The 20436-nt window shown below is 59.3% G+C and carries 22 protein-coding genes; 6 read left to right on the top strand and 16 right to left on the bottom strand.

Going from position 1 to position 20436, the window contains the following annotated elements; genetic code table 11:
• Position 1 precedes the first annotated feature (1 nt).
• The 5 genes from moaD to IMCC20628_RS12000 all read right to left on the bottom strand — a co-directional run bounded on the left by moaD (position 2) and on the right by IMCC20628_RS12000 (position 4928).
• Positions 2-259, bottom strand: a complete 258-nt coding sequence (gene moaD, locus IMCC20628_RS12020; protein ID WP_047030419.1) for a molybdopterin converting factor subunit 1 — start codon at positions 257-259, stop codon at positions 2-4.
• Entirely contained in the window at positions 259-840 is a 582-nt protein-coding gene (pgsA, locus tag IMCC20628_RS12015; RefSeq protein WP_047030418.1) for a CDP-diacylglycerol--glycerol-3-phosphate 3-phosphatidyltransferase, read from the bottom strand. The genes moaD and pgsA overlap by 1 nt, the downstream gene beginning before the upstream one ends.
• A 116-nt stretch (positions 841-956) precedes the next feature.
• Positions 957-3050 (bottom strand): excinuclease ABC subunit UvrC, encoded by a 2094-nt coding sequence (gene uvrC, locus IMCC20628_RS12010; RefSeq protein WP_047030417.1) that lies wholly within the window; start codon positions 3048-3050, stop codon positions 957-959.
• A gap of 128 nt (positions 3051-3178) precedes the next feature.
• Positions 3179-3943: an SDR family oxidoreductase gene (locus IMCC20628_RS12005; protein ID WP_047030416.1), complete on the bottom strand. Its 765-nt coding sequence runs from the start codon at positions 3941-3943 to the stop codon at positions 3179-3181.
• A 46-nt stretch (positions 3944-3989) separates the two neighbouring features.
• On the bottom strand, positions 3990-4928 hold the full coding sequence (locus IMCC20628_RS12000) for a calcium/sodium antiporter (RefSeq protein WP_047030415.1): 939 nt from the start codon (positions 4926-4928) through the stop codon (positions 3990-3992).
• Positions 4929-5236: 308 nt separating this feature from the next.
• On the opposite strand from IMCC20628_RS12000, the gene IMCC20628_RS11995 reads away from it, so the two are divergent.
• On the top strand, positions 5237-5875 hold the full coding sequence (locus IMCC20628_RS11995) for an outer membrane protein (RefSeq protein WP_047030414.1): 639 nt from the start codon (positions 5237-5239) through the stop codon (positions 5873-5875).
• 116 nt (positions 5876-5991) lie between these two features.
• On the opposite strand, the gene IMCC20628_RS11990 is transcribed toward IMCC20628_RS11995, so the two are convergent.
• The 4 genes from IMCC20628_RS11990 to IMCC20628_RS11975 form a co-directional block, all read right to left on the bottom strand.
• Positions 5992-6645, bottom strand: a complete 654-nt coding sequence (locus IMCC20628_RS11990; RefSeq protein WP_047030413.1) for a DsbA family oxidoreductase — start codon at positions 6643-6645, stop codon at positions 5992-5994.
• 55 nt (positions 6646-6700) lie between these two features.
• Positions 6701-7399 (bottom strand): haloacid dehalogenase type II, encoded by a 699-nt coding sequence (locus tag IMCC20628_RS11985; RefSeq protein ID WP_047030412.1) that lies wholly within the window; start codon positions 7397-7399, stop codon positions 6701-6703.
• Between the two features lie 108 nt (positions 7400-7507).
• Complete coding sequence (locus IMCC20628_RS11980) at positions 7508-7927, bottom strand: hypothetical protein (RefSeq protein ID WP_047030411.1); 420 nt, start codon at positions 7925-7927, stop codon at positions 7508-7510.
• Positions 7928-8028: 101 nt separating this feature from the next.
• Complete coding sequence (locus IMCC20628_RS11975; protein ID WP_047030410.1) at positions 8029-8583, bottom strand: carboxymuconolactone decarboxylase family protein; 555 nt, start codon at positions 8581-8583, stop codon at positions 8029-8031.
• A gap of 165 nt (positions 8584-8748) precedes the next feature.
• Here IMCC20628_RS11975 and IMCC20628_RS11970 point away from each other — a divergent pair, with 165 nt between their 5' ends.
• A complete protein-coding gene (locus IMCC20628_RS11970; RefSeq protein WP_047030409.1) occupies positions 8749-9375 on the top strand; it encodes a TetR/AcrR family transcriptional regulator in 627 nt (208 codons plus the stop codon).
• Positions 9376-9386: 11 nt separating this feature from the next.
• Here IMCC20628_RS11970 and IMCC20628_RS11965 read toward each other — a convergent pair whose 3' ends face one another.
• The 5 genes from IMCC20628_RS11965 to rlmJ all read right to left on the bottom strand — a co-directional run bounded on the left by IMCC20628_RS11965 (position 9387) and on the right by rlmJ (position 12465).
• Positions 9387-9773: a diacylglycerol kinase gene (locus IMCC20628_RS11965; RefSeq protein WP_047030408.1), complete on the bottom strand. Its 387-nt coding sequence runs from the start codon at positions 9771-9773 to the stop codon at positions 9387-9389.
• The gene (locus tag IMCC20628_RS11960; RefSeq protein ID WP_047030407.1) at positions 9770-10366 is read right to left on the bottom strand and encodes a glutathione S-transferase; all 597 of its coding nucleotides are present in this window, start codon (positions 10364-10366) and stop codon (positions 9770-9772) included. Before IMCC20628_RS11960 ends, IMCC20628_RS11965 begins: the two co-directional genes overlap by 4 nt.
• 36 nt (positions 10367-10402) lie before the next feature.
• Entirely contained in the window at positions 10403-11107 is a 705-nt protein-coding gene (locus IMCC20628_RS11955; RefSeq protein ID WP_047030406.1) for a ribonuclease, read from the bottom strand.
• 11 nt (positions 11108-11118) lie between these two features.
• Positions 11119-11541, bottom strand: a complete 423-nt coding sequence (locus IMCC20628_RS11950) for a hypothetical protein (RefSeq protein WP_052766401.1) — start codon at positions 11539-11541, stop codon at positions 11119-11121.
• 72 nt (positions 11542-11613) lie between these two features.
• On the bottom strand, positions 11614-12465 hold the full coding sequence (gene rlmJ / locus IMCC20628_RS11945) for a 23S rRNA (adenine(2030)-N(6))-methyltransferase RlmJ (protein WP_047030405.1): 852 nt from the start codon (positions 12463-12465) through the stop codon (positions 11614-11616).
• 67 nt (positions 12466-12532) lie between these two features.
• Here rlmJ and IMCC20628_RS11940 point away from each other — a divergent pair, with 67 nt between their 5' ends.
• Complete coding sequence (locus IMCC20628_RS11940) at positions 12533-14683, top strand: molybdopterin-dependent oxidoreductase (RefSeq protein ID WP_082128326.1); 2151 nt, start codon at positions 12533-12535, stop codon at positions 14681-14683.
• Positions 14684-14709: 26 nt separating this feature from the next.
• Here the strand turns inward: IMCC20628_RS11940 and IMCC20628_RS11935 are convergent, their stop codons facing one another.
• A complete protein-coding gene (locus IMCC20628_RS11935) occupies positions 14710-15192 on the bottom strand; it encodes a MarR family transcriptional regulator (protein WP_245307767.1) in 483 nt (160 codons plus the stop codon).
• Between the two features lie 124 nt (positions 15193-15316).
• Here IMCC20628_RS11935 and IMCC20628_RS11930 point away from each other — a divergent pair, with 124 nt between their 5' ends.
• Positions 15317-15745, top strand: coding sequence for an organic hydroperoxide resistance protein (locus IMCC20628_RS11930; protein WP_047030403.1), 429 nt, complete (start codon positions 15317-15319; stop codon positions 15743-15745).
• A 109-nt stretch (positions 15746-15854) separates the two neighbouring features.
• Here IMCC20628_RS11930 and IMCC20628_RS11925 read toward each other — a convergent pair whose 3' ends face one another.
• Positions 15855-18149, bottom strand: a complete 2295-nt coding sequence (locus tag IMCC20628_RS11925) for an arginine/lysine/ornithine decarboxylase (RefSeq protein ID WP_047030402.1) — start codon at positions 18147-18149, stop codon at positions 15855-15857.
• A 317-nt stretch (positions 18150-18466) separates the two neighbouring features.
• Here IMCC20628_RS11925 and IMCC20628_RS11920 point away from each other — a divergent pair, with 317 nt between their 5' ends.
• Together IMCC20628_RS11920 and IMCC20628_RS11915 are read left to right on the top strand one after the other, a co-directional pair.
• Complete coding sequence (locus IMCC20628_RS11920) at positions 18467-18838, top strand: SHOCT domain-containing protein (RefSeq protein ID WP_047030401.1); 372 nt, start codon at positions 18467-18469, stop codon at positions 18836-18838.
• A 180-nt stretch (positions 18839-19018) separates the two neighbouring features.
• Positions 19019-20431 carry a multicopper oxidase domain-containing protein gene (locus IMCC20628_RS11915; protein WP_082128324.1) on the top strand — a complete coding sequence of 471 codons (1413 nt, stop codon included), beginning with the start codon at positions 19019-19021 and terminating at the stop codon, positions 20429-20431.
• The last annotated feature ends 5 nt before the right edge of the window (positions 20432-20436 follow it).

Here is a 20436-nt window from a genome sequence, read left to right as displayed (position 1 = left end):
CTCAGCCTCCCGTCATCGGTGGAAACAGCGCAATTTCCCGGGCGCTGCCGATGGTTTCATCGTGGTCGGCGTGCTCTTCATCAATGGCTGCGCGGATCACGCCGGGAACAGAAAGGGCTTGCGCATATTCCTCGCCGAGCGTGGCCAGATGGGCGATCAGATCACCCACGGTCATCACACTTGCCGGAAGTTCAAGCTCTTCCGAACCCTTGCCGATGCGTTCGCGCACCCAGGCGAAATAGACAATTCGTACGCTCATCAATCCACCATATGCCGCAATCCGGCGCGAAAGTAGTCATAGCCAGTGTACATCGTGATGATCGCCGCGATCCACAGCAATCCGATTCCAAGTTCGGTGGTGTAAGGCAGCACCTTGTCGCCGGCAGGCCCAGCCAGCAGGAACCCGAGCGCAACCATCTGCAATGTGGTCTTCCATTTGGCGATCCAGGTGACCGGCACAGAGACCTTCAATGCGGCGAGATATTCGCGCAACCCGGACACCAGGATTTCACGGCACAGGATGATGATCGCCGCCCAGATCGACCAGCCGGCAATGGTGCCGTCGGCGGCAACCAGCAACAGGATCGCGGAAACCAGCAATTTGTCAGCGATCGGGTCGAGCATGCGCCCGATATTGGAGGTCTGGTCCCAGATCCTGGCCAGGTAGCCGTCGAAGAAATCGGTCACCGATGCGACGGTAAATATCCCCAATGCGCTCCAGCGCGCCAAATCGGAACCATGCAGCCTTCCTTCGATGAAAAAGCATAGCACAATCAGCGGTACCGCGAGAATACGCGCGTAAGTCAGCAAATTCGGTATGTTAAGCGCGCGCGACGCCATGGAGCACCCCAATCGAGAATTTTGCGCAAGATGCGCGGGACAAGCCGGTCAGGTCAACCGCTGCGCATCGACTTAGCGCTCTAATGTCGCAGATATGTGATCACTATATCCGGAGGTCACCGGTTGTCCTCATGGAAATGGTTATAGATCAGTTCGGCCACGGTCTCGGAGATGCCTTCAACCGTGGTCAGATCATCGACACCGGCGCGCGACACCGCCTTTGCGGTTCCGAAATGATGCAGCAGCGCGCGCTTTCGGCTTGGACCAATTCCGGCGATTTCATCGAGCGGATTGCTGATCAATTCTTTCTTGCGCCGCGCCCGGTGGGTGCCGATGGCAAAGCGGTGGGCCTCGTCGCGCAACCGCTGCACGAAATAGAGCACCGGATCGCGCGGAGGCAGGGTGAAATCGGGCTTGCCTTTGACAAAAAACCGCTCGCGTCCGGCTTCCCGATCCATACCCTTGGCGATGCCGATGGCGGTCACCTTGTCGGCGATGCCGAGATCTTCGAGGATGGTTCGCACCGCGCTCATCTGGCCTTTGCCGCCATCAATCAGCACCAGATCCGGCCAGGCCGGCATGCCTGACTGGCTCACGGCATCGGGATCGGCGCCATCCACGGCGTCCGGCAGCGTCGGGCCAGCGTCGCCATGGTCCTTGATCAGCCGAGAGAAGCGGCGCTGCATGACTTCGCGCATCATGCCGAAATCATCGCCCGGGGTGATGTCGGTCGATTTGATGTTGAACTTCCGGTACTGGTTCTTCGCAAAGCCTTCCGGCCCGGCGACAATCATGCCGCCGACGGCATTGGTGCCCATGATGTGGGAGTTGTCATAGACCTCGATGCGGCGCGGCGGATGCGGCAGGTCGACGGTCTTGGCAAGCCCCTCCAGGAGCCGCGTTTGCGAAGCGGTCTCGGCCAGATTTCGACCATGGGCTTCCCGCGCATTTGTGAGCACCTGATCGACCAGTTCGCGCTTTTCACCGCGTTGCGGCACGGTGATGGTGGTCTTGCGATCCATGCGCACGCTCAGCGCTTCCTGCAGCAACGACCTGTCCTCGAAATCATCCGAGATCAGGATCATCCGCGGCGTCGGCTTGTCATCGTAGAACTGGCCGATGAAGGCACCGAGAATTTCACCCGGCGCCAGCGACGGATCGGCCTTGGGGAAATAGGCGCGATTGCCCCAGTTCTGCCCGGTGCGGAAGAAGAAAACCTGGATGCAGGCCATGCCGGCATCGTGGTGAATGGCAAAGATGTCGGCCTCTTCGACGGTCTGCGGATTGATGCCCTGATGGCTCTGCACATGGCTGAGCGCCGAAAGCCGGTCGCGATAAACAGCGGCACGTTCGAAATCGAGGTCCTCGGAGGCGGCCTGCATGGCGGTCGAGAGTTGTGCCTTGACCGCCTGACTGCGCCCGGAGAGAAAATCCTTGGCCTCGTCGACCAACCGGGCATAGCCATCTGTGTCGATCTCGCTGGTGCAGGGGCCGGAGCAGCGCTTGATCTGGTAGAGCAGGCACGGCCGGGTGCGGCTTTCATAAACACTGTCGGTGCAGGTGCGCAGCAGGAACGCCCGCTGCAGCGCGTTGATGGTGCGGCCGACAGCACCCGCCGACGCAAAGGGTCCGTAAAACGAGCCTTTGCGTGAGCGCGAGCCGCGATGCTTCAGAATTGCCGGGGCTTCATGTTCATCGGTGATCAGGATGTAGGGGAACGACTTGTCGTCGCGCATCAGCACGTTGAAGCGTGGTTTGAGCCGCTTGATCAGATTGGCTTCAAGCAGCAGTGCTTCGGTTTCGGTCCGCGTGGTGACGAATTCCATGTTCGTCGTCTGGGCGATCATCCTGGTGATGCGGTTGGTATGGCCGCGGCCCTGGGCGTAGTTAGTCACCCGCTTTTTCAGGCTGCGCGCCTTGCCGACATAAAGCACATCGCCAGCCTCGTTCATCATCCGGTAGACGCCGGGCTGATTGGGCAGGTGTTTGACGAAGGCCTGGATGACCTCGGCGCCCTTCAGGCCCTCGGCAAGGCCTGGGCTTTCGTTCCATTCTATGCTGGCGACATTGGCGACGTCGGCGGGCAGGGGAGCCTCCATGGCGGGCTGCTCGTCATCGTCTTGATCTGTTTCCTTATAGATCACGCCGCCGTCGGTTTGCACCGCGGCTTTGGATGTTTCGGGGGAGGTCGGATTCGGCGTGCGAGTCATTTAGCGATCTTATCCACTTCCGGCGCAATGCGGGCAAGAGAGTGTTTGCGTAAGATCCTGTCATCTGGCGTCAGCGGAGGTGTTTATCAAGCGCGCAGACCGTTCTGTCGCGGTTGGATGCAGACCGCTTACTCGCCGACGTCGCTGACATCCGGTGTTTCCCACGCCAGATGCTGGCCGCCATCGAGCGCGATCATCTGTCCGGTCACCGAGCGTGCATCATGCAAATAGCGGATGGTTGCACCGATTTCAGACAGGTCGGGCCCGTGACCGAGCGGCACCGATGCCGCCTGCCGGGCAAAATCCGTTGCGCTCTGGCGCTCATTGGCGAGCGTCGGGCCGGGCCCGATGGCGTTGACCCGGATCCGCGGCGCCAGCGCCTGGGCCATGGTTTGCGTTGCTGTCCAGAGCGCGGATTTAGACAGGGTGTAGGAGAAGAATTTTGGGGTCAGCCGCCAGACCCGCTGATCGATGATGTTGACGATCAGGCCGTCGCGGTTGTCCGGCAGGCCTGCCGCCATAGCCTCAGCCAGCATCACCGGTGCTTTCAGATGGATAGCGAAATGCCGGTCGAACAGCGCTTCATCGAAGGCGCGCACATCATCACCTTCAAACACCGAGGCATTGTTGATGATGATGTCGGGCCACCCCAACCGGGCTGAAACGTCCCGGTGAAGCTGGCGTGTTGCCGCACTTTCGGAAAGATCGGCGATGAACACCTCCGCCACGCCGCCTGCGTCGCGGATGGTCGTGGCCACGGCCTCAGCTTCCGCGCGGCTGCGGTTGGCATGAATGGCAACCTGATAACCATGTGCCGCCAGATCCAGCGCGATGGCCTTTCCGATACGGCGGCCCGCACCGGTGACCAAGGCTGTTGCTTTGCAAGATTTCATGCTTTTCCCAGCCCGTAGGCGCCAAGAAGATGGCGATCAATTACCCTCAGAATACTGAAAATATATAGGCCGCGAAAACCAGAAGCATAGCCACGCCGCCAAGCTTTTTGATGGCGATGTTCCAATGCGCCAGTCCAACCACCAGCAGACCGGCGGCAAGCATCACCCACATGTCGATCGAGGTAATGCGCGGATCCACCTCAAGTGGCAGGATCACCGAGGTACCGCCGAGAATCAGGCCGATGTTGAAAATGTTGGAGCCGACCACATTGCCGATGGCGACTGCGCCGGACTTGCGCCAGGCGGCCATCACCGATGTCACCAGTTCCGGCAGCGAGGTGCCGATGGCGACAATGGTCAGCCCGATGACTGTTTCGGAGGCGCCGAGCATCCGCGCAATGTGGGATGCGCCGTTCACCGTCAGCCAGGCGCCGATCGGCAGGCCGATCAATCCGCCCAGAATGAAGGCGCCGGTCTTCCAGTTTTCCTGGGGAACGTCGGCAACTTCACTATGGTAGTCTGACGCAGGCCCCATGCCACATTCCCGGGCGGCCTTGATCTGCCAGCCGAGATAGGAGCCCATCATGATCAGCAAGATGGCGCCGTCGAGCCGGCTCAATGGGCCAAACCACATCATCACCATCAGCGTCAACGTCATGAAGATCATCACCGCGAGCGACATGCCAATGCCTTTTTCGCGGCAACTGATGCTCATCAGCAAGGCGGGGCCACCAAGCACCAGAAGCACGTTGGCAATGTTCGAGCCGACAACATTGCCAACGGCAATTCCGGAAACACCGTCAAACGCTGCCTGCAATGAGACGAACATTTCCGGAGCCGAGGTGCCAAAAGCCACAATTGTCAGACCGATGATCAGCGGATCGATAGACAGTTTTTCTGCAAGCGCCACAGCGCCTCGCACCAGATAGTCACCTGCAAAGACAAGGACGACCAAGCCCGCGATCAGGGTCAAAATGCTCAACATGCTTTGGAATCAACGCTCTCATTTTCAGTTCGGGTCAATCCACATATAGGCCACGCATTGATATGCGCAATGGAACAAGGCCTGTGCTGTCATTTCGGTCAGGAGGCAGGTTCCTGCCGGTCCTGAGTTTGTTGCAGGAAAGCAACAGTCCGGAGTGCCCTTTTTCTGCCGCTGTGTTTCCACATTCCCGCTTCGTGCCCGCCGCATTCGGTCTCCATCTTGAGGTCTGTCAGAGGCGGCCTTCCCAATCGCCTCGACATTTCAGGTCCACGGCCTTGTGAAGGGCCGGAACAACCAAGGAGAATAAAATGCGTATTCGTAAACTGGCACTGCTGGCTGCAGCCTTTTCCGTGTCGCTCGCCGCCCCCGTGCTGGCCGCGGACGCGATCCTCGAACAGCCCCCGGAAGCACCAATCGCTGACATCGCACCACAGACCTTCTTATGGTCGGGTGGTTACATCGGTGGTTATGGTGAGTACAAATGGGGCGAGTTCGACGCAGCTGCGACCCAGGACGCTGACGGTTTCGGCGGCGGCGTCTATGGCGGCTACAACTGGCAGTCCGACAACATCGTCTATGGTGCTGAAGCCGACGTCGGCTATTCGGGCGCTGATTTCTCTGCTGGTGCCGTAAGCGGCGAGCAGGGTTTCAACGGTTCGTTGCGCGCTCGCATCGGTATGGATGTCAACCCGTTCATGATCTACGCCACCGGCGGTGTCGCGGCCACAGAGGCCAAGCTCACCAATGCCCTGGGTTCGGATAGCAACACGCATTTCGGCTGGACTGCCGGTGCTGGTGCAGAAGCCTTCGTGACCGAGAACATCACCACCCGTATCGAGTATCGTTACTCGGATTATCAGTCGAAGGACTACAACCTCGGCGGCACCAATGTGTCATCAGGCTTTGACGATCATTCGGTTCGCCTCGGCGTTGGCATGAAGTTCTAATCTGTTAGAACCGAGACTGCAAAAAGAAGCCCGGACGAGCAATCGTCCGGGCTTTTTTGTTTTGGCTTAAAGCCTGGATGGCGAGCTAATTACCACCTATGAGGTCGCGCGCTGGGTCAGTTCCGAAGATCAGCCAGCTGCTTGAGAATGCTGGTGTAGTTCTCGGTGCCCTGTGCACCGGTGACGAGGTGTTTGCGGTCAAACACCACCGCCGGTACGCCGGAGATGCCCTGCTGGACCCAGAAACTTTCCTTCTGCCTGACTGCGTCGGCAAAGCGTTGGTCTTCAAGCACTGCCTTTGCCTCCGCGGCATCAAGGCCGATGCTCTGCGCCACGTCGACCAGCACATTGATGTCGGAGAGATCCCGGCGATCGGTGAAATGGGCTGCAAAAAGTGCCTGCTCCAAATCATGGCTTCGTCCCTGGGTTTCTGCCCAATGGATCAACTGATGGGTGTTGAAGGTATTGTGCATGCGCATGTCGTCGGCAAAATTGAACGCAAATCCGAGGCCTTCGCCCAGTTCGGTCAGTCTGGCGCGGCTTTCAAGCGACTGTTCGCGCGTGCTGCCATATTTCTCGGTGATGTGCTCGCCAAGGTTCTGGCCCTCAGCCGGCATTTCGGGGTTCAGTTCGAACGGATGCCAGTGGATTTCATGGGCGGTGCCGGTGTCTTCAAGCGCTTGCGCAAGTTGCCGGTAGCCGACGATGCACCAGGGGCAGACGACGTCGGAGACGATATCGATCCGCAGCGGTTCGGGTTTGTCAGTCATGATAGGTCCTATCGTCTGAAGTTTGATTGGCGATTGCTGTCACAGGTAATGCGCTTCAAGCAAAATTCCAGCGCCCGGCAATCTGCTCGGCAAGATCGCCGAGATCTGGCGCGAAAAGATCGGGAACCGGAACCTCCGGCGCCGGCAACAGCGCGTTGTGCGGCCGCGTGACAAGGGCGCCCCGGCAGCCGGCTGCCTGGGCGCCGATCGTATCCCACAAATGGCAGGCGACCAGGCACAGCTGAGATGTCTCAAGCTTCATCGCATCAGCGATGTGCCGGTAGGTTTCTGGCGCCGGTTTGAATTTGCCGACAGTCTCGATGCTGAAGGAGCGTTCAAAGAACTCGGCAAGTCCTGCCCGTTCCAGCGGGGTTGGCTGTGCTGCGCTTGCTGAATTCGTCAATGTCACAAGCCGGAATCCGGCGTCGCGCAACCGTGTCAGCGCTGGGACCGCGTCGGCATGCGCCGGCATGGTGCCGATTCGATCGGCCAGCTCCGCAATGTCGCCGTCGGAAATCGCGACACCGCGGGTGGTGCCGATCATCCGCAGCGTGCCACCGGCCAACTTGCCGAACGGGGTATAGATGCCAGACAGTGTCAGCGTCTGCGAATACAGGATCAGTTGCGCAAACCACTCCCTCATAACAGCCGGGTCGCCGAACAGACGTTCAAACAGCGGCTCCAGCGAGGTGATGTCGAGCAGCGTTTCGTTAACATCGAAAACGATGGTTGTAACGGGCTTGTCATTATTCATCGGAATTCCTTTCCGGCCTTGTTTCGCTCTCTGGCAGGCAGAAGCCGTTGGACCTTGGCGGGCGTCAGCTTGTGCCCGGACCCGGTAACAGCCGGGCAGGCGGCTCAGCTATCGTCCGGCAACGGCACGGTCACCCCTGAGCCATTTCACCGCGTCGGGATAATCCAGGACAAGCGAGATGAAATCGACCGCAAACAATACCCACAGGTAGTATCCATAGAGATCGGTCAGCGGTGGTCTGATCACAAGGATTACCAAAAGCAGCAAAGTCCATGGAATCAGGTGGGGAAGCGCCATGAGCTTGGAGAATCCGCGCTCATACAGCATCACCGGCAAATTCAGCACCATCGCGATATTGGCCAGGACTGCGACCCACAGGCCCAGCGGCTCTTCAATGAAAGCCACGCTGGCGACGTTGACCGGCACCAGTACGAAGGCCACCCAGATCTGAACCCATCCTGGCAGCGACCGGTAGGATTGCCATATATCAAGGATGAGTGATCTTTGCTGATCTGATGCTGGGTTCATGGTCCAAATCCTATCATTGCGGCAGAATGCGTCATAGTTATCGTACGATGCTCTAAGTGCAAGTGTGCGGGTCCGGTCTGGTCCAGACCCGCACAATCAGATCAGGCGGTTTTCTGCCAGGCAAATTTCTGGAACGGCGCATCGACCGGTGTCTGAGCCAGATGGTTGGTGTAGTTCGACATCACCTTCTGCGAAACACCGAGAACGACCTCGAGAATCTGACGTTTGGTGAACCCGGCATCGAGAAACGTCTGCACCGCGTCATCATCAACATTGCCACGGTTCCGCACAACGTTCAGCGTGAAGTTGCGCAACGCTTCCAGATGGGCGTTTGGCAGCGGTGTCTCATTGCGCAGTGCATCGGTGATTGCGTCATCAACCTTCATGCTCTTGGCAATGCCGGTATGTGCCGGAACGCAGTAGTGGCAGGCGTGCTCGACATTGGCGGTTTGCCATACGACGGTCAATTCGTCCTTGTCGAAGCTTGAATTGGCGAATTGCTCGTGGACGAACTGGTAGCTGGCAAGAAGGCCGGGGGCTTCGGCCATCGTGGCGTGCAGGCCGGGGATCATGCCGAACTGCTTCATCGAGCCGGCAAGCAGCGGCTTGCTGTCTTCGGGGGCAGTGGCCTCGTCGTGAAGCGGAAAGTCGGTCATTGCAGTCTCCTGAAAATTGGATGCGCCCCGTTTCGGGCGTCGCCTGTATATGTGTACTTTGAGTGATCACTCAATATGTGATTTGAGCAATCACTCAAACGTGACCCATGGAGGTGAAGCGTTGTGCGAGACAAATCGGAATTTCTCGCCTATCTAGGAGGGACGATGAAACGCGCCCGACCATATGACCGAGACGCCGCGCTGGACGCGGCAGTGAACCTGTTCTGGACGAAGGGGTATCATGCGACGTCGCTCAAGGACCTTGAAGCCGCGCTGCACATGAAGCCCGGCAGCATCTATGCGGCGTTCTCAAGCAAGCAGGCGCTTTATCTGGCTGCGCTCGAACGCTATTTTGACAGCTCGCGAAAGGCTTTTGCATCCGGAATGGAGAATGCAGTGTCGCCGCTGGCGGCGCTGTCGGAGTATCTTCGCCAACTTGCCAGGTCCCGCTCGGAAGTGCCGCAGGGCAGGGCCTGCATGCTGACCAAGACCCTCATCGACACGACGACGACGGATGCCGAAATTGCCGCCCAGGCGAATAGCTATCTCGAAGAGATACAGGCGGATTTCGCCGCCGCCTTCGAGCGCGCCAAGCAGATCGGCGAACTGCCGTCGGAGCTTGATTCCGGGCGGTTGGCGCGGCGCTACCAGTCCAACATCAATGCGCTGAGGATCGAATTGCATCGCGGCATGGAGCAATCCCAGATCACGGCCTTGGCTGAAGACATGGTTGAGGATCTCGAACGACTGCGGATCAGCCCAACGCAGCCGCGGATCAGCACACCGGCCTGATTGGCAATCGATCAGGCGGCAGCGGCCAGCCAGTGGGTCCACAGCACAAATACCGCCCAGACCGCATTGGCCAAGAGCAGACAGAACACCGCGAAGGAGCCGAGATCCTTGGCGTGCTTGGCCATCTCGGAATAGTCCGGAGATGCGTGATCGGTGATTTCTTCCACGGCGGTGTTCAATGCCTCGATCGACGCGGTTAGCAGATAGAGCAAGGCGGCGCCGACATAGCCCCACAGGGGCGCGCCGACCAGCACGAACACGACTGTGATCAGCACAAAGGCCAATGTCTCGTGCCGGAAGGCAGTCTCACCCCACAGCCTTTTGACGCCGCCCAGCGAATAGCGGGCGGCGGCAAATACGTGGGCGATCCCGACCTCTTTATCAGGCCGCGGCGTCACGCTTTTGGCAACATGGCATCAAGTTCGGGGAAGCTGGTGGCGAATTTTGTGCTCCAGCGCTTGAGCTTCGGCCGTCCACGCTCCCACTGCCCGGAAAAACGCAAGCCCAGATAACCAAGCAGCGCAGCGAGCGCAAAGTGCCCGCCATTCGGCGCTTTGGTAATTCGTGGCAAATTGGCTTCAAGATGGTCAAGCGCACGGGTCGCCTTGACCCACTGCTTGTCGATCCATTCCTGATGCACGAGCTCCACTGGGCGGAAACGCCGCTCATACATGATCGCCAGCAGGCAATCGCAAACACCGTCGCACAAGGCCTCCATGACCTCGACGTCGGTACGCTTGGCCGAGTTGCGCGGGTAAAGCCGCTTGCCGCCGGCACGATCAAGAAACTGCATGATCGCACGGCTGTCATAAACCGAGCCGCCCTCATCGGTGATCAAGGTTGGAATCTTGCCGAGCGGATTGTTGTCGACAAGCTCTGCCGGCGCCGCGTTGGTGTCGGTCAGGACACCCTCAGCATCGATGCCGGCGAATTTCGCGGCCATCCGAACCTTTGCAGAATAGGGCGAAGCGGGAGAGTAGAGAATTTTCATGGGTCTCGTCTTTCGTGGTCAAAATGCCCGAATCGGTCAGCCCGGCTCGGGAACTTCGAGATTGTTGATCTTGCAACCGCCCCGGTCGACATCCCCGCAGGCGCGGAATTTCAACGAGGGCGTCAGGCAAATGCGGACTTCGCGCAACATCCCGCGCGCGCAGGAAATTGCGATACCGTCTTCGGCCATACCCGGATTTGCTGCGACGAACGCGGCTTCGGCGTCCATCGCGCCCATCTGTGCCGGCAAATTTCCCATGGAGAAGTCTGCAGGGACTGTGACCTGGTCGCGGGCCGCACGCAGCACCCGGAAATAGTCGTTCTGGGACAACCCCGAACAGGAACCGTGCTTGCGCCACTGATGCCCCATCAAGCCCATGGAGGGCACGATATCGCTGTAATCCCGCCCCAGTCCGGAGGGGACTCGTTCGGGTTCGCCTGTCGGGCAATATTCCGGATAGCCTGATTCAAACTGCGGCCAGAGCCCGTGGACGACAAACCTCAGGTCGCGGTCATCGGCGCATTGCTGCTGGTTGGCACCTGCACCCTCGATCAGGCAATAGGCAGGCGACCACGACAAGGCCAGCACGTAAAAATCAAACCCGCTTCCCAGCGGCAAATCTGCAGGCGCTGAAACAGCCGCCTCGGTGCGGGCTTGCGCCTCGGGGGTGCCATCATCGGAGCAGGCGGCAAGCACCAGCACCGAAAAAACCGTGATCAGCCTGAGAAGCAGCGCGCGCATCACCGGTCAGGTCAGCGGACTGAGCGGCACCAGGCGCCATGCACCTTGAGTGGATCGAGGCCGGAAATGCAGAATTCCAGATTGTCACGCAGGCTGGCGAAGCCCATGCCGCCTTCGATCAGCCACCAGATAGTGCGTTTGGAGCCGTCATTCATATGGGCGGTGCCGTGGCAGTAAAGCCGGGGGATGGACCAGTATTGATGGCCGGCCCGGCTGCGGTTTTGATGCGGCCGTTCGATACGCTCGATGGCGAGGCCGCGTTGGAGCAGATGCGTGTCGGTCCAGACGAACCGTTTCTGGATGTAGGTCAGCACCTGTGGGGCGTCGCAGGCCGGGAAATTTCCGCCGGTAAAGGCCGCAGCCGGGCTTGCAAAGCTCGAAAGCGACATGCCGAAGGCCACGGTGAATGCAAGGATCAAGCTCTTCATGGTCATTATCGGTTCTCCAAACGGGATGCGAGTCACGGTATAAGACGTGCCACCGCCTTTGGGCAAGCAGCAAGGCGGTCAGCTCTCGCCGACGAGCATCTTCATGTCCGATACGGCGCCCGGGCCCTGTGCCAGCAGGCGGGCGAGTTCCGGCAGTATCTTTTTCAACTCAGCTTCCAGCGTAAACGGCGGATTGACAATCACAAGCCCGGATCCGTTCAGGCCGGGTGCAATCTTGTTGTCGCGCGTCAACAGCCGTATCGAGAGCGTCCGCGGCCGGCCAAGTGCCACCAGTTTCTTGTCGAAGGCCGCCAACTGGCTTTCGGCCTTGATCGGGTGCCACAGCATATAGGTCCCACCGGGAAACCGCCGTGTGGCGCGCGCAAGACCGTCGACCATCCGGTCATACTCGCCGTCCTCTTCGAACGGTGGATCGATCAGCACCAGCCCGCGCTTTTCCTTGGGCGGCAAGTGCCCGCCCAGCGCCAGCCAGCCGTCAAGTTCGATCACCCGCACCTGGTGGTCGCCTTCGAAAACTTTTCGAAGCTGGTTGGCGTCAGCCGGGTGAAGTTCAATCGCCGTGAGCCGGTCCTGCTTGCGCATCACCATGCGGGCGAGCTTGGGCGATCCGGGATAGTGGCGGATGCCGCCATCGGGGTTCAGGGTCTCAACCGCTTCGAGCCACGGCGTCAGAAACGCCTTCAGGTCGGGCGACAGTTTTGCCTTGGTCAACCGGCCGATGCCTTCGCGCCATTCACCGGTCTTCTGGGCTTCGTTTGAAGACAGGTCGTAGATCCCGATGCCCGCATGGGTGTCGATGACGCGGAACGCCTGATCCTTGCGCTGAAGATAGATGATGATCTGGGCCAGCACCGCGTGCTTGAGCACATCGGCGAAATTGCCTGCATGATAGCTGTGTCGGTAATTCATCGGTTGATGTGATGCGTCCCTGAATTGAACTGATTGACTCCGGCCTGGCGTGGCGCGGCGTTACAAAATCTCTTATAGAGAAAGCATGAACGACGCGACCCCCATTGATTCAAGTGATTCCGCCGCGGTGACCGCCATCGGCCACTCCGCCTGTCCGCACGATTGTCCTTCAACCTGCGCGCTGGATGTCGAACTGTTGTCGCACAACCGCATCGGCCGGGTGCGCGGTGCAGCCGACAACAGCTACACCGCAGGCGTCATCTGCGCCAAGGTGGCGCGCTATGCCGAACGAATGTATCATCCTGACCGGCTGCTCAAGCCGCTGATCCGCGCCGGTGCCAAGGGCGAGGGCGTGTGGAAAGAGGCGAGCTTCGAGGCAGCCCTCGATCTGATCGCCGAAAAATTCGACCGGGCGGAAGACAAATTCGGCTCGGAAACGGTCTGGCTCAATTACTACGCCGGCACCATGGGGCTGGCGCAACGCGACGGCATCCACCGGCTGCGTCACGCCAAGCGTTACTCCAACCAGTTTGACAGTTTTTGCACCAATCTGGCCTGGACCGGCTTCACCATGGGCGCCGGTGCGCTGCGGGGCTCTGATCCGCGCGAGATGGCAAAATCAGATTGCGTGGTGATCTGGGGCACCAATGCGGTCTCCACCCAGGTCAATGTCATGACCCATGCCATCCGCGCCCGCAAGCAGCGCGGCGCCAAGATCGTGGTCATCGACATCTACGATACGCCGACGATGAAACAGGCCGACATCAAGGTGCTGCTCAAGCCCGGCACCGATGGGGCATTCGCCTGCGCGGTGATGCATGTGCTGTTTCGCGAGGGACTGGCCGATCGTGATTATCTCAACAAATACAGCGACGACCCGGCGGGTCTTGAATCACATTTGCAGGACCGGACGCCCGAATGGGCCGAGGCGATCTGCGGTGTGCCGGTGGCCGAGATCGAAGCTTTTGCGCGGCTGGTCGGCACCACCAAGCGGACGTTTTTCCGGCTCGGCTATGGCTTTACCCGTCAACGCAATGGTGCCGTCAACATGCACGCGGCGCTGTCGCTCGCCGTGGTGACGGGCAGCTACCAGTATGAAGGCGGCGGTGCGTTTCATTCCAACTCGGATATTTTCCGGCTCGACAAGACGCTGCTCGAAGGCCGCAAACATTTCGATCCCGGCTTGCGCTGGCTTGACCAATCCAAGATCGGCCGGGTGCTGACTGGTGAAGCCGAGGCGCTGTGTGGCGGCCCGCCGGTCACTGCCATGCTGATCCAGAACACCAATCCCGCCAATGTGACGCCCGAGCAGCGCAAGGTCATCGAAGGCTTCAAACGCGAGGATCTGTTTGTTGCCGTGCATGAGCAATTCATGACCGACACCGCCAAGCTCGCCGACGTGGTGCTGCCCGCTACGATGTTTTTGGAACATGACGACATCTATCGCGGCGGCGGCAATCAGCACATTACACTCGGACCCAAACTGGTTGATCCTCCGGAAGGTCCAAAGCCCAATCATCATGTGATCGAAGAACTGGCAAGGAGGCTGGGCGTCAGCGATTACGAAGGCTTTGGCCTTACCGAGCGTGAGCACATTGATTTCATGCTGGGAAAACGCGGCCTGGGCGATTTCGACAGCTTCAAGGTGGACAAATGGGCTGATCTGCAGCCGGATTTTGAAACCGCTCATTATCTCAAGGGTTTTGGCCACAACGACGGAAAATATCGCTTCCGGCCAGACTGGACCGGCACCCCGGCCGCCAACAGGCCACCCAAACGGATGGGCCCGCAGGGACCAGTGGATCAATTGCCCGACTTTCCCGATCATGTCGATCTGATCGAGAGCGCGGATACCGATCACCCGTTCCGGCTGGCAACGTCGCCGGCGCGGTCGTTTCTCAATTCGACCTTCGCCGAAACTCCGGCTTCAAAAGCCAAGGAAAAGCGGCCGGAGTTAATAATCCATCCCGACGACGCGGCAGCACTCGCGATTGCCGACGGCGACCGGGTGCAACTCGGCAACACCCGCGGCGAAATTACGATGCATGCCAGGCTTGATGCGGGCCAGCGCCGCGGTGTCGTCATCCATGAAGGTCTCTGGCCAAACTCCGCCTTTGACGCCGGGGAGGGGATCAACACGCTCACCGGTGCTGATTCCTGCGCGCCCTATGGCGGCACCGCGTTTCACGACACCAAGGTGTGGGTGAAACGGGCGTAGGGCCCTGCCGGATGGATATCCCTTGGTCAGGCGGTAGGTGATGCCTCGTCGGCATGCGCCTGTTTCAGCAGTGCAGCACGCACTGTTCCCAGCACGTCATGCAGCTTGACGAGGTCGGCAAGCGGCAACCCAAACGCTTGCATGACGCAGTCGGGAATGTGCCGCGCCGCCTGATGCAGGCCTGCGCCCTTGTCGGTCAGCGTCACCCGCACCTTGCGCTCATCGGATGTGTCGCGCTTGCGCGTAACAAGGCCTTGCACCTCAAGCCGCTTGATCAGCGGCGTCAGCGTCGAGGATTCGAGATATAGCCGCTCGCTGATCGTGCCGACGGTGAGGTTGTTGCTGGCCCACAGGATCGTCAGAACCAGATATTGCGGATAGGTCAGCCCGAGCGGCGCCAGCAGCGGCTTGTAGACCTGGCCGACGGCGTGATGGGTGGAATAGAGGTCGAAGCAGAGCATCTCCTCCACCGCCATGTCGCGGCTACCGGCCTCGGGCTGTTCATTCAATGTTGAAACTCCATTGCTGGCAACTCTATTTCGCGGACCGGTCGATCGCAAGCAGTTGACACTTGGCCTGTCGCGACATTAGTATCGCACACGATCTAATCGTACACAATATAAGGAGCTTCCCATGCCGACCAAGATTGTCTACTCCACAAACGCCACAGCCACCGGCGGCGGTCGCGATGGCCATTCCAGCACCCATGATGGCGCCGTTGACGTCAATCTGGTGGTGCCCAAGGAAATGGGTGGCCCGGGTGGCGACGGCGTCAATCCCGAACAGCTTTTTGCCACCGGCTATGCTGCTTGCTACCTCGGTGCGCTGCGCTTTTACGCCGCTCAGAAGAAGGTCGATGTGCCAGACGACACCACCGTCAATGTCACCGTCGGCATCGGTCCGCGCGAAGATCTGGGTTTTGGCCTCGACGTCAAGATCAAGGTGTCTCTGCCGGGCATTGAGAAATCGGTTGCGGAAGATCTGATTGCTGGGGCACACAAGGTCTGCCCCTATTCGCATGCCACTTCGGGGACGCTCAACATCACGCCCGAGCTGGTCTGACCCGACGCGCATAGCTGACGAATGAACGACAAAAGCCCGGACCGATCATGGTCCGGGCTTTTTTGTGTGTCCAGGCCATATCAGGCGCGTGGCAACGCAGGCTTCAGGTTCAGGCCGCGACGCAGTCGGCGAAATAGGCCATCACGCCATCCGCACCAGCTTCTTGTACCAGGCCATGGATGTCGGTTTCAAAACCCGGACATTCGCGCGCGAATTCGCGGTTGAATTTCAGATATTCCACAATCTTTGTGTTGAACACCTCGCCCGGGACCAGCAGCGGAATGCCCGGCGGGTAGGGCGTCACAAGGCTTGTGGTGATGCGGCCCTCAAGCTCGTCGATCGGCACCCGCTGCGTGGTGCGGTGCGCAATGTGGGCGAAGGCGTCGCTGGGCTTCATCGCCGGCGTATGGTCGCTCAGATACATGTCGGTGGACAGGATCGCCACGTCATATTTGGCGTAAAGCGCATGCACATGCTGGCACAGATCGCGCAGGCCCATCTTCTCGTAGCGCGGTTGCTTGGCGCAGAACTCCGGCATCACCCGCCACATCGGCTGGTTCTGGTCGTAGTCGTCCTTGAACTGCTGCAACTCGGTCAGCAGCGAGTTCCAGCGGCCCTTGGTGATGCCGATGGTGAACATGATGAAAAAGCTGTAGAGCCCGGTCTTTTCCACCACCACGCCGTGTTCGGCCAGATACTTGGTGACGATCGAGGCCGGGATGCCGGTTTCCTCAAAACGGCCGTCCAGATTCAGGCCCGGCGTGATCAGCGTCGCCTTGATCGGATCAAGCATATTGAAGCCCGGCGCCATGTCGCCAAAGCCATGCCAGGAATCCTCGCCGTCTGACTGATGCACGCCATCGGCGTCAGTGCGTCGGAGCACCCAGTCCTTGGTGCGGCCGATGCCTTCTTCTGCAAGCTCAATAGGTGGTCCCCATACCTGGAACCACCAGTCACCATCGCCGAACTCGTCGTCAACCTTGCGCATGGCGCGGCGGAAATCGAGTGCTTCGGCAATGCTCTCCTCGACCAGCGCGGTGCCGCCCGGAGGCTCCATCATCGCAGCCGCCACATCACAGCTGGCAATGATGGAATATTGCGGGCTGGTGGAGGTGTGCATCAGGTAGGCTTCGTTGAAGAGGTGGCGATCAAGCTTGGTGTCCTGGCTGTCCTGCACCAGCACATGGCTGGCCTGGCTGATGCCGGCGAGCAGCTTGTGGATCGACTGCGTCGCATAGGTCACCGAATGCATCGGCCGGGCGCGTTTGCGGCCCATGGAGTGGAAACTGCCATAGAAGGGATGGAAGGCTGCGTGCGGCAGCCATGCCTCGTCGAAATGCAGGTTTTCGATATAGCCGTCGAGCAGGTCCTTGATGGTCTCCGTGTTGTACAAGACCCCGTCATAGGTCGACTGCGTCAGCGTCATGATCCGCGGCTTGACGGTGTCGGCATCAACTCCCGCCATCAGCGGATTGGCGCGGATCTTGGCCTTGATGGATTCGATCTCGAACTCGCTTTGTGGAATCGGACCAATGATGCCGTAATGGTTGCGTGTCGGCTTCAGGAACACCGGAATCGAGCCGGTCATGATGATCGAGTGCAGGATAGACTTGTGGCAATTGCGATCGACGACGACAACATCGCCGGGCGCCACAGTGTGGTGCCAGACCATCTTGTTGGAAGTCGAGGTGCCGTTGGTGACAAAGAAGCAGTGGTCGGCGTTGAAGATCCGCGCCGCATTGCGCTCCGACGCACCGATTGCGCCATTGTGGTCAAGCAACTGGCCCAGCTCTTCCACGGAATTGCAGACGTCGGCGCGCAGCATGTTTTCACCGTAAAACTGGTGATACATCTGCCCGATCGGGCTTTTGAGAAACGCCACGCCGCCCGAATGCCCGGGGCAATGCCAGGAATAGGAGCCATCCTCGGCATAGTTGAGCAAAGCCTTGAAAAACGGCGGCTTGATGCCTTCGAGATATTTCTTGGCTTCGCGGATGATGTGGCGCGCCACGAATTCCGGTGTGTCCTCGAACATGTGAATGAAGCCGTGCAGCTCGCGCAGGATGTCGTTGGGCAGGTGCCGGCTGGTCTTGGTTTCACCGTAGATGTAGATCGGTACATCGGCGTTTTTCCACCGCACTTCCTCGATGAAATTTCTGAGATTGAGCACCGCCGGATCCAGATCCGGTCCCGGGCTGAATTCCTCGTCGTCAATGGACAGCACGAAAGCACTGGCGCGCGACTGCTGTTGCGCAAACTGGGAAAGGTCGCCATAGCCCGTCACCCCCAACACTTCAAAGCCTTCGCTCTCAATGGCTTGGGCCATGGCGCGAATGCCCAGACCCGAGGAATTCTCGGAGCGGAAATCTTCGTCGATGATGACGATGGGAAAGCGAAACTTCATGGCAACTTCCTAACAGGCAAACGGTGTCTGCGTTCCTACAGCATAAGCTTTCCAACCGGAATCGATTTGAAGGCTTGTGCGCACATTAAGTTTCAATGCGTCCTTCGTGTGATCGAGCGTGCGATCCCTGCTGGGTTATTGGCTGACTGTTGGGAAAACGCACCCGGCACAAGCAGAAACAGCGGTCCAACAGGTGCGAAAGCAATACCGGTCACAAGGCCGTGAGAATGATATGGATCAATACACCTCGCGTAAAATCGGGAGTAATCTGCCGCCACCACAAAGGCGCCTTCGCCCGGTTGGTAGTGGAGATGAAAATGGATAAAATTTCAGTAGCTCGCATAGCCGGTCTTGCAACCATGACTTTGGCCATGGCCGGATCGGCGTTGGCCCAGACCGGCGAAATACCAGGCCGGGGCATGTCCTATTACCACGGCCCCGGAATGATGTGGGGTGGCGATCAATGGGGAGGGTTTGGCATGGTTCTCGGGCCGATTTTCATGATTCTCGTGCTTGTCGGAATTGTTCTCGGCGTCGTCTATATCATGCGTCATTTTGGCGGGCTTGGCGTCGCGACCAACTCTTCTCAGGCCGAGGGCCGCGCTTTGGCCATCCTGAAAGAGCGCTATGCAAAGGGCGAGATCGACAGCAAGGAGTTTGACGAGCGCAAGGCCAAGCTTGTTGACTGATCTGGCCCGCTGATTTGCAGGACACCTGGTGCCGGCGGATTGCTTGATCTCTTGTCATCAAAGACGGGCCGGATTGGCTCTTGGATGTTGTGATTGATGCAGCCGCCGGTGCGGCATTCCTGAAATATCATTGGTGTCCGCTGCATGGGCGGCTTTGGAAGTGATGAAAGAAGGTCCAGCATGAAACGACGTCAATTTCTGACCACCTCCGCTGCGGCTCTTGCCATGACCCAAGCCGGATTTGGGTTCGGCGGCCGGTCAGCCCGGGCGGCAAGTCCATCTTCGCAAGCCCGCCTGAAAATGCCGCCGCTGCTGGATACGCGTCAGACAGGGCGCCTCGCCTTGTCGGCAAGGGCAGGGAGCCTGAGCCTGTCAGGTGGTCCCGCAAACGCCACGGCCGGTTTCAGTCAGGACTATCTCGGCCCGACGATCATCATGCAGAATGGCCCGCTAGCCGCGGATGTGGAAAACACGCTTGAGGAAGCGATCAGTGTTCACTGGCATGGGTTGCTGGTGCCCGGTGATCACGATGGTGGCCCTCATGTGCCGATCAGTCCGGGTCAGCGCTGGACCCCCGATATGAATATCGCCCAGCAGCCAGGCACCGCCTGGTACCATTCCCACATTCACGGACGCACTGCCCAACAGGTCTACAGCGGGTTGGCCGGTGTGATTCAGGTCACCGATGGCCGGGACGCTGAACGGGGATTGCCGGTTGACTATGGCGTCGATGACCTGACCCTGGTGCTTCAGGATCGCCGGGTCGATGGGGACGGCCGCATGGTCTATGACCCGTCGATGATGGATGTGATGCACGGCTTCATGGGTAACCGGATGTTGGTCAACGGTCAGGTCGGTGCGGTCGCGGCAGTACCGGCGGGACTTGTTCGCCTGCGCCTGCTCAACGGCTCGAATGCGCGCAGCTATGATTTGTCTTTCGATGATGGACGTCTGATGCATCTGGTTGCGACAGATAGCGGGTTTCTGCCGGCTCCCGTTGCTTTGACAGTTCTGAGTCTGTCTCCCGGAGAACGGGTCGAGATCCTTGTCGATTTTGCCTCTGGCGGAGCGCCTGTGTTGATGAGCGGCATCGAACAGCCTTTCGGCGTTCTGGATTTTGCAGTTGATGACACCATGCCTGCGCGGATCACCGTTCTTCCGGACGGGTTCGGATCGGCGCTTGAGGACCTGTCAGGCACGGAAATGCGCACACGCGAACTCTCACTCGATATGGGAATGGGTGGTATGATGATGGGCGGCGGCGGTGGCTTTGCCATCAACCAGCGCGCATTTGCCATGGACCGGATTGATCTTGAGGTAGCGCTGGGGTCTGTCGAGCGATGGATCATCCGCAGCACGATGATCCCTCATCCTTTCCATGTGCATGGCGTGCAATTCCGGGTGGTTCGCGAAAACGGCGCACCGCCACGGCCTCAGAACAACGGTTGGAAAGACACTGTCCTCGTCCCCGGCGAGACCGAGATCATCATGCGATTTGATCAGCCTGCCAGCCGCGACAAGCCCTTCATGTTTCACTGCCACATCCTCGAGCACGAGGACGCCGGCATGATGGGTCAGTTCACGGTCTCATGAGGCAG

It is taken from the genome of Hoeflea sp. IMCC20628, assembly GCF_001011155.1.
In the GTDB taxonomy this organism is placed as follows: domain Bacteria; phylum Pseudomonadota; class Alphaproteobacteria; order Rhizobiales; family Rhizobiaceae; genus Hoeflea.
This window is presented reverse-complemented; position numbering and strand designations above follow the sequence as displayed.

Excerpts from the sequence above, each read along its gene's own strand:
- moaD (WP_047030419.1), bottom strand. The coding sequence starts at position 259 with ATGAGCGTACGAATTGTCTATTTCGCCTGGGTGCGCGAACGCATCGGC.
- pgsA (WP_047030418.1), bottom strand. The coding sequence starts at position 840 with ATGGCGTCGCGCGCGCTTAACATACCGAATTTGCTGACTTACGCGCGT.
- uvrC (WP_047030417.1), bottom strand. The coding sequence starts at position 3,050 with ATGACTCGCACGCCGAATCCGACCTCCCCCGAAACATCCAAAGCCGCG.
- IMCC20628_RS12005 (WP_047030416.1), bottom strand. The coding sequence starts at position 3,943 with ATGAAATCTTGCAAAGCAACAGCCTTGGTCACCGGTGCGGGCCGCCGT.
- IMCC20628_RS12000 (WP_047030415.1), bottom strand. The coding sequence starts at position 4,928 with ATGTTGAGCATTTTGACCCTGATCGCGGGCTTGGTCGTCCTTGTCTTT.
- IMCC20628_RS11995 (WP_047030414.1), top strand. The coding sequence starts at position 5,237 with ATGCGTATTCGTAAACTGGCACTGCTGGCTGCAGCCTTTTCCGTGTCG.
- IMCC20628_RS11990 (WP_047030413.1), bottom strand. The coding sequence starts at position 6,645 with ATGACTGACAAACCCGAACCGCTGCGGATCGATATCGTCTCCGACGTC.
- IMCC20628_RS11985 (WP_047030412.1), bottom strand. The coding sequence starts at position 7,399 with ATGAATAATGACAAGCCCGTTACAACCATCGTTTTCGATGTTAACGAA.
- IMCC20628_RS11980 (WP_047030411.1), bottom strand. The coding sequence starts at position 7,927 with ATGAACCCAGCATCAGATCAGCAAAGATCACTCATCCTTGATATATGG.
- IMCC20628_RS11975 (WP_047030410.1), bottom strand. The coding sequence starts at position 8,583 with ATGACCGACTTTCCGCTTCACGACGAGGCCACTGCCCCCGAAGACAGC.
- IMCC20628_RS11970 (WP_047030409.1), top strand. The coding sequence starts at position 8,749 with ATGAAACGCGCCCGACCATATGACCGAGACGCCGCGCTGGACGCGGCA.
- IMCC20628_RS11960 (WP_047030407.1), bottom strand. The coding sequence starts at position 10,366 with ATGAAAATTCTCTACTCTCCCGCTTCGCCCTATTCTGCAAAGGTTCGG.
- IMCC20628_RS11955 (WP_047030406.1), bottom strand. The coding sequence starts at position 11,107 with ATGCGCGCGCTGCTTCTCAGGCTGATCACGGTTTTTTCGGTGCTGGTG.
- IMCC20628_RS11950 (WP_052766401.1), bottom strand. The coding sequence starts at position 11,541 with ATGACCATGAAGAGCTTGATCCTTGCATTCACCGTGGCCTTCGGCATG.
- rlmJ (WP_047030405.1), bottom strand. The coding sequence starts at position 12,465 with ATGAATTACCGACACAGCTATCATGCAGGCAATTTCGCCGATGTGCTC.
- IMCC20628_RS11930 (WP_047030403.1), top strand. The coding sequence starts at position 15,317 with ATGCCGACCAAGATTGTCTACTCCACAAACGCCACAGCCACCGGCGGC.
- IMCC20628_RS11925 (WP_047030402.1), bottom strand. The coding sequence starts at position 18,149 with ATGAAGTTTCGCTTTCCCATCGTCATCATCGACGAAGATTTCCGCTCC.
- IMCC20628_RS11920 (WP_047030401.1), top strand. The coding sequence starts at position 18,467 with ATGGATAAAATTTCAGTAGCTCGCATAGCCGGTCTTGCAACCATGACT.
- IMCC20628_RS11915 (WP_082128324.1), top strand. The coding sequence starts at position 19,019 with ATGAAACGACGTCAATTTCTGACCACCTCCGCTGCGGCTCTTGCCATG.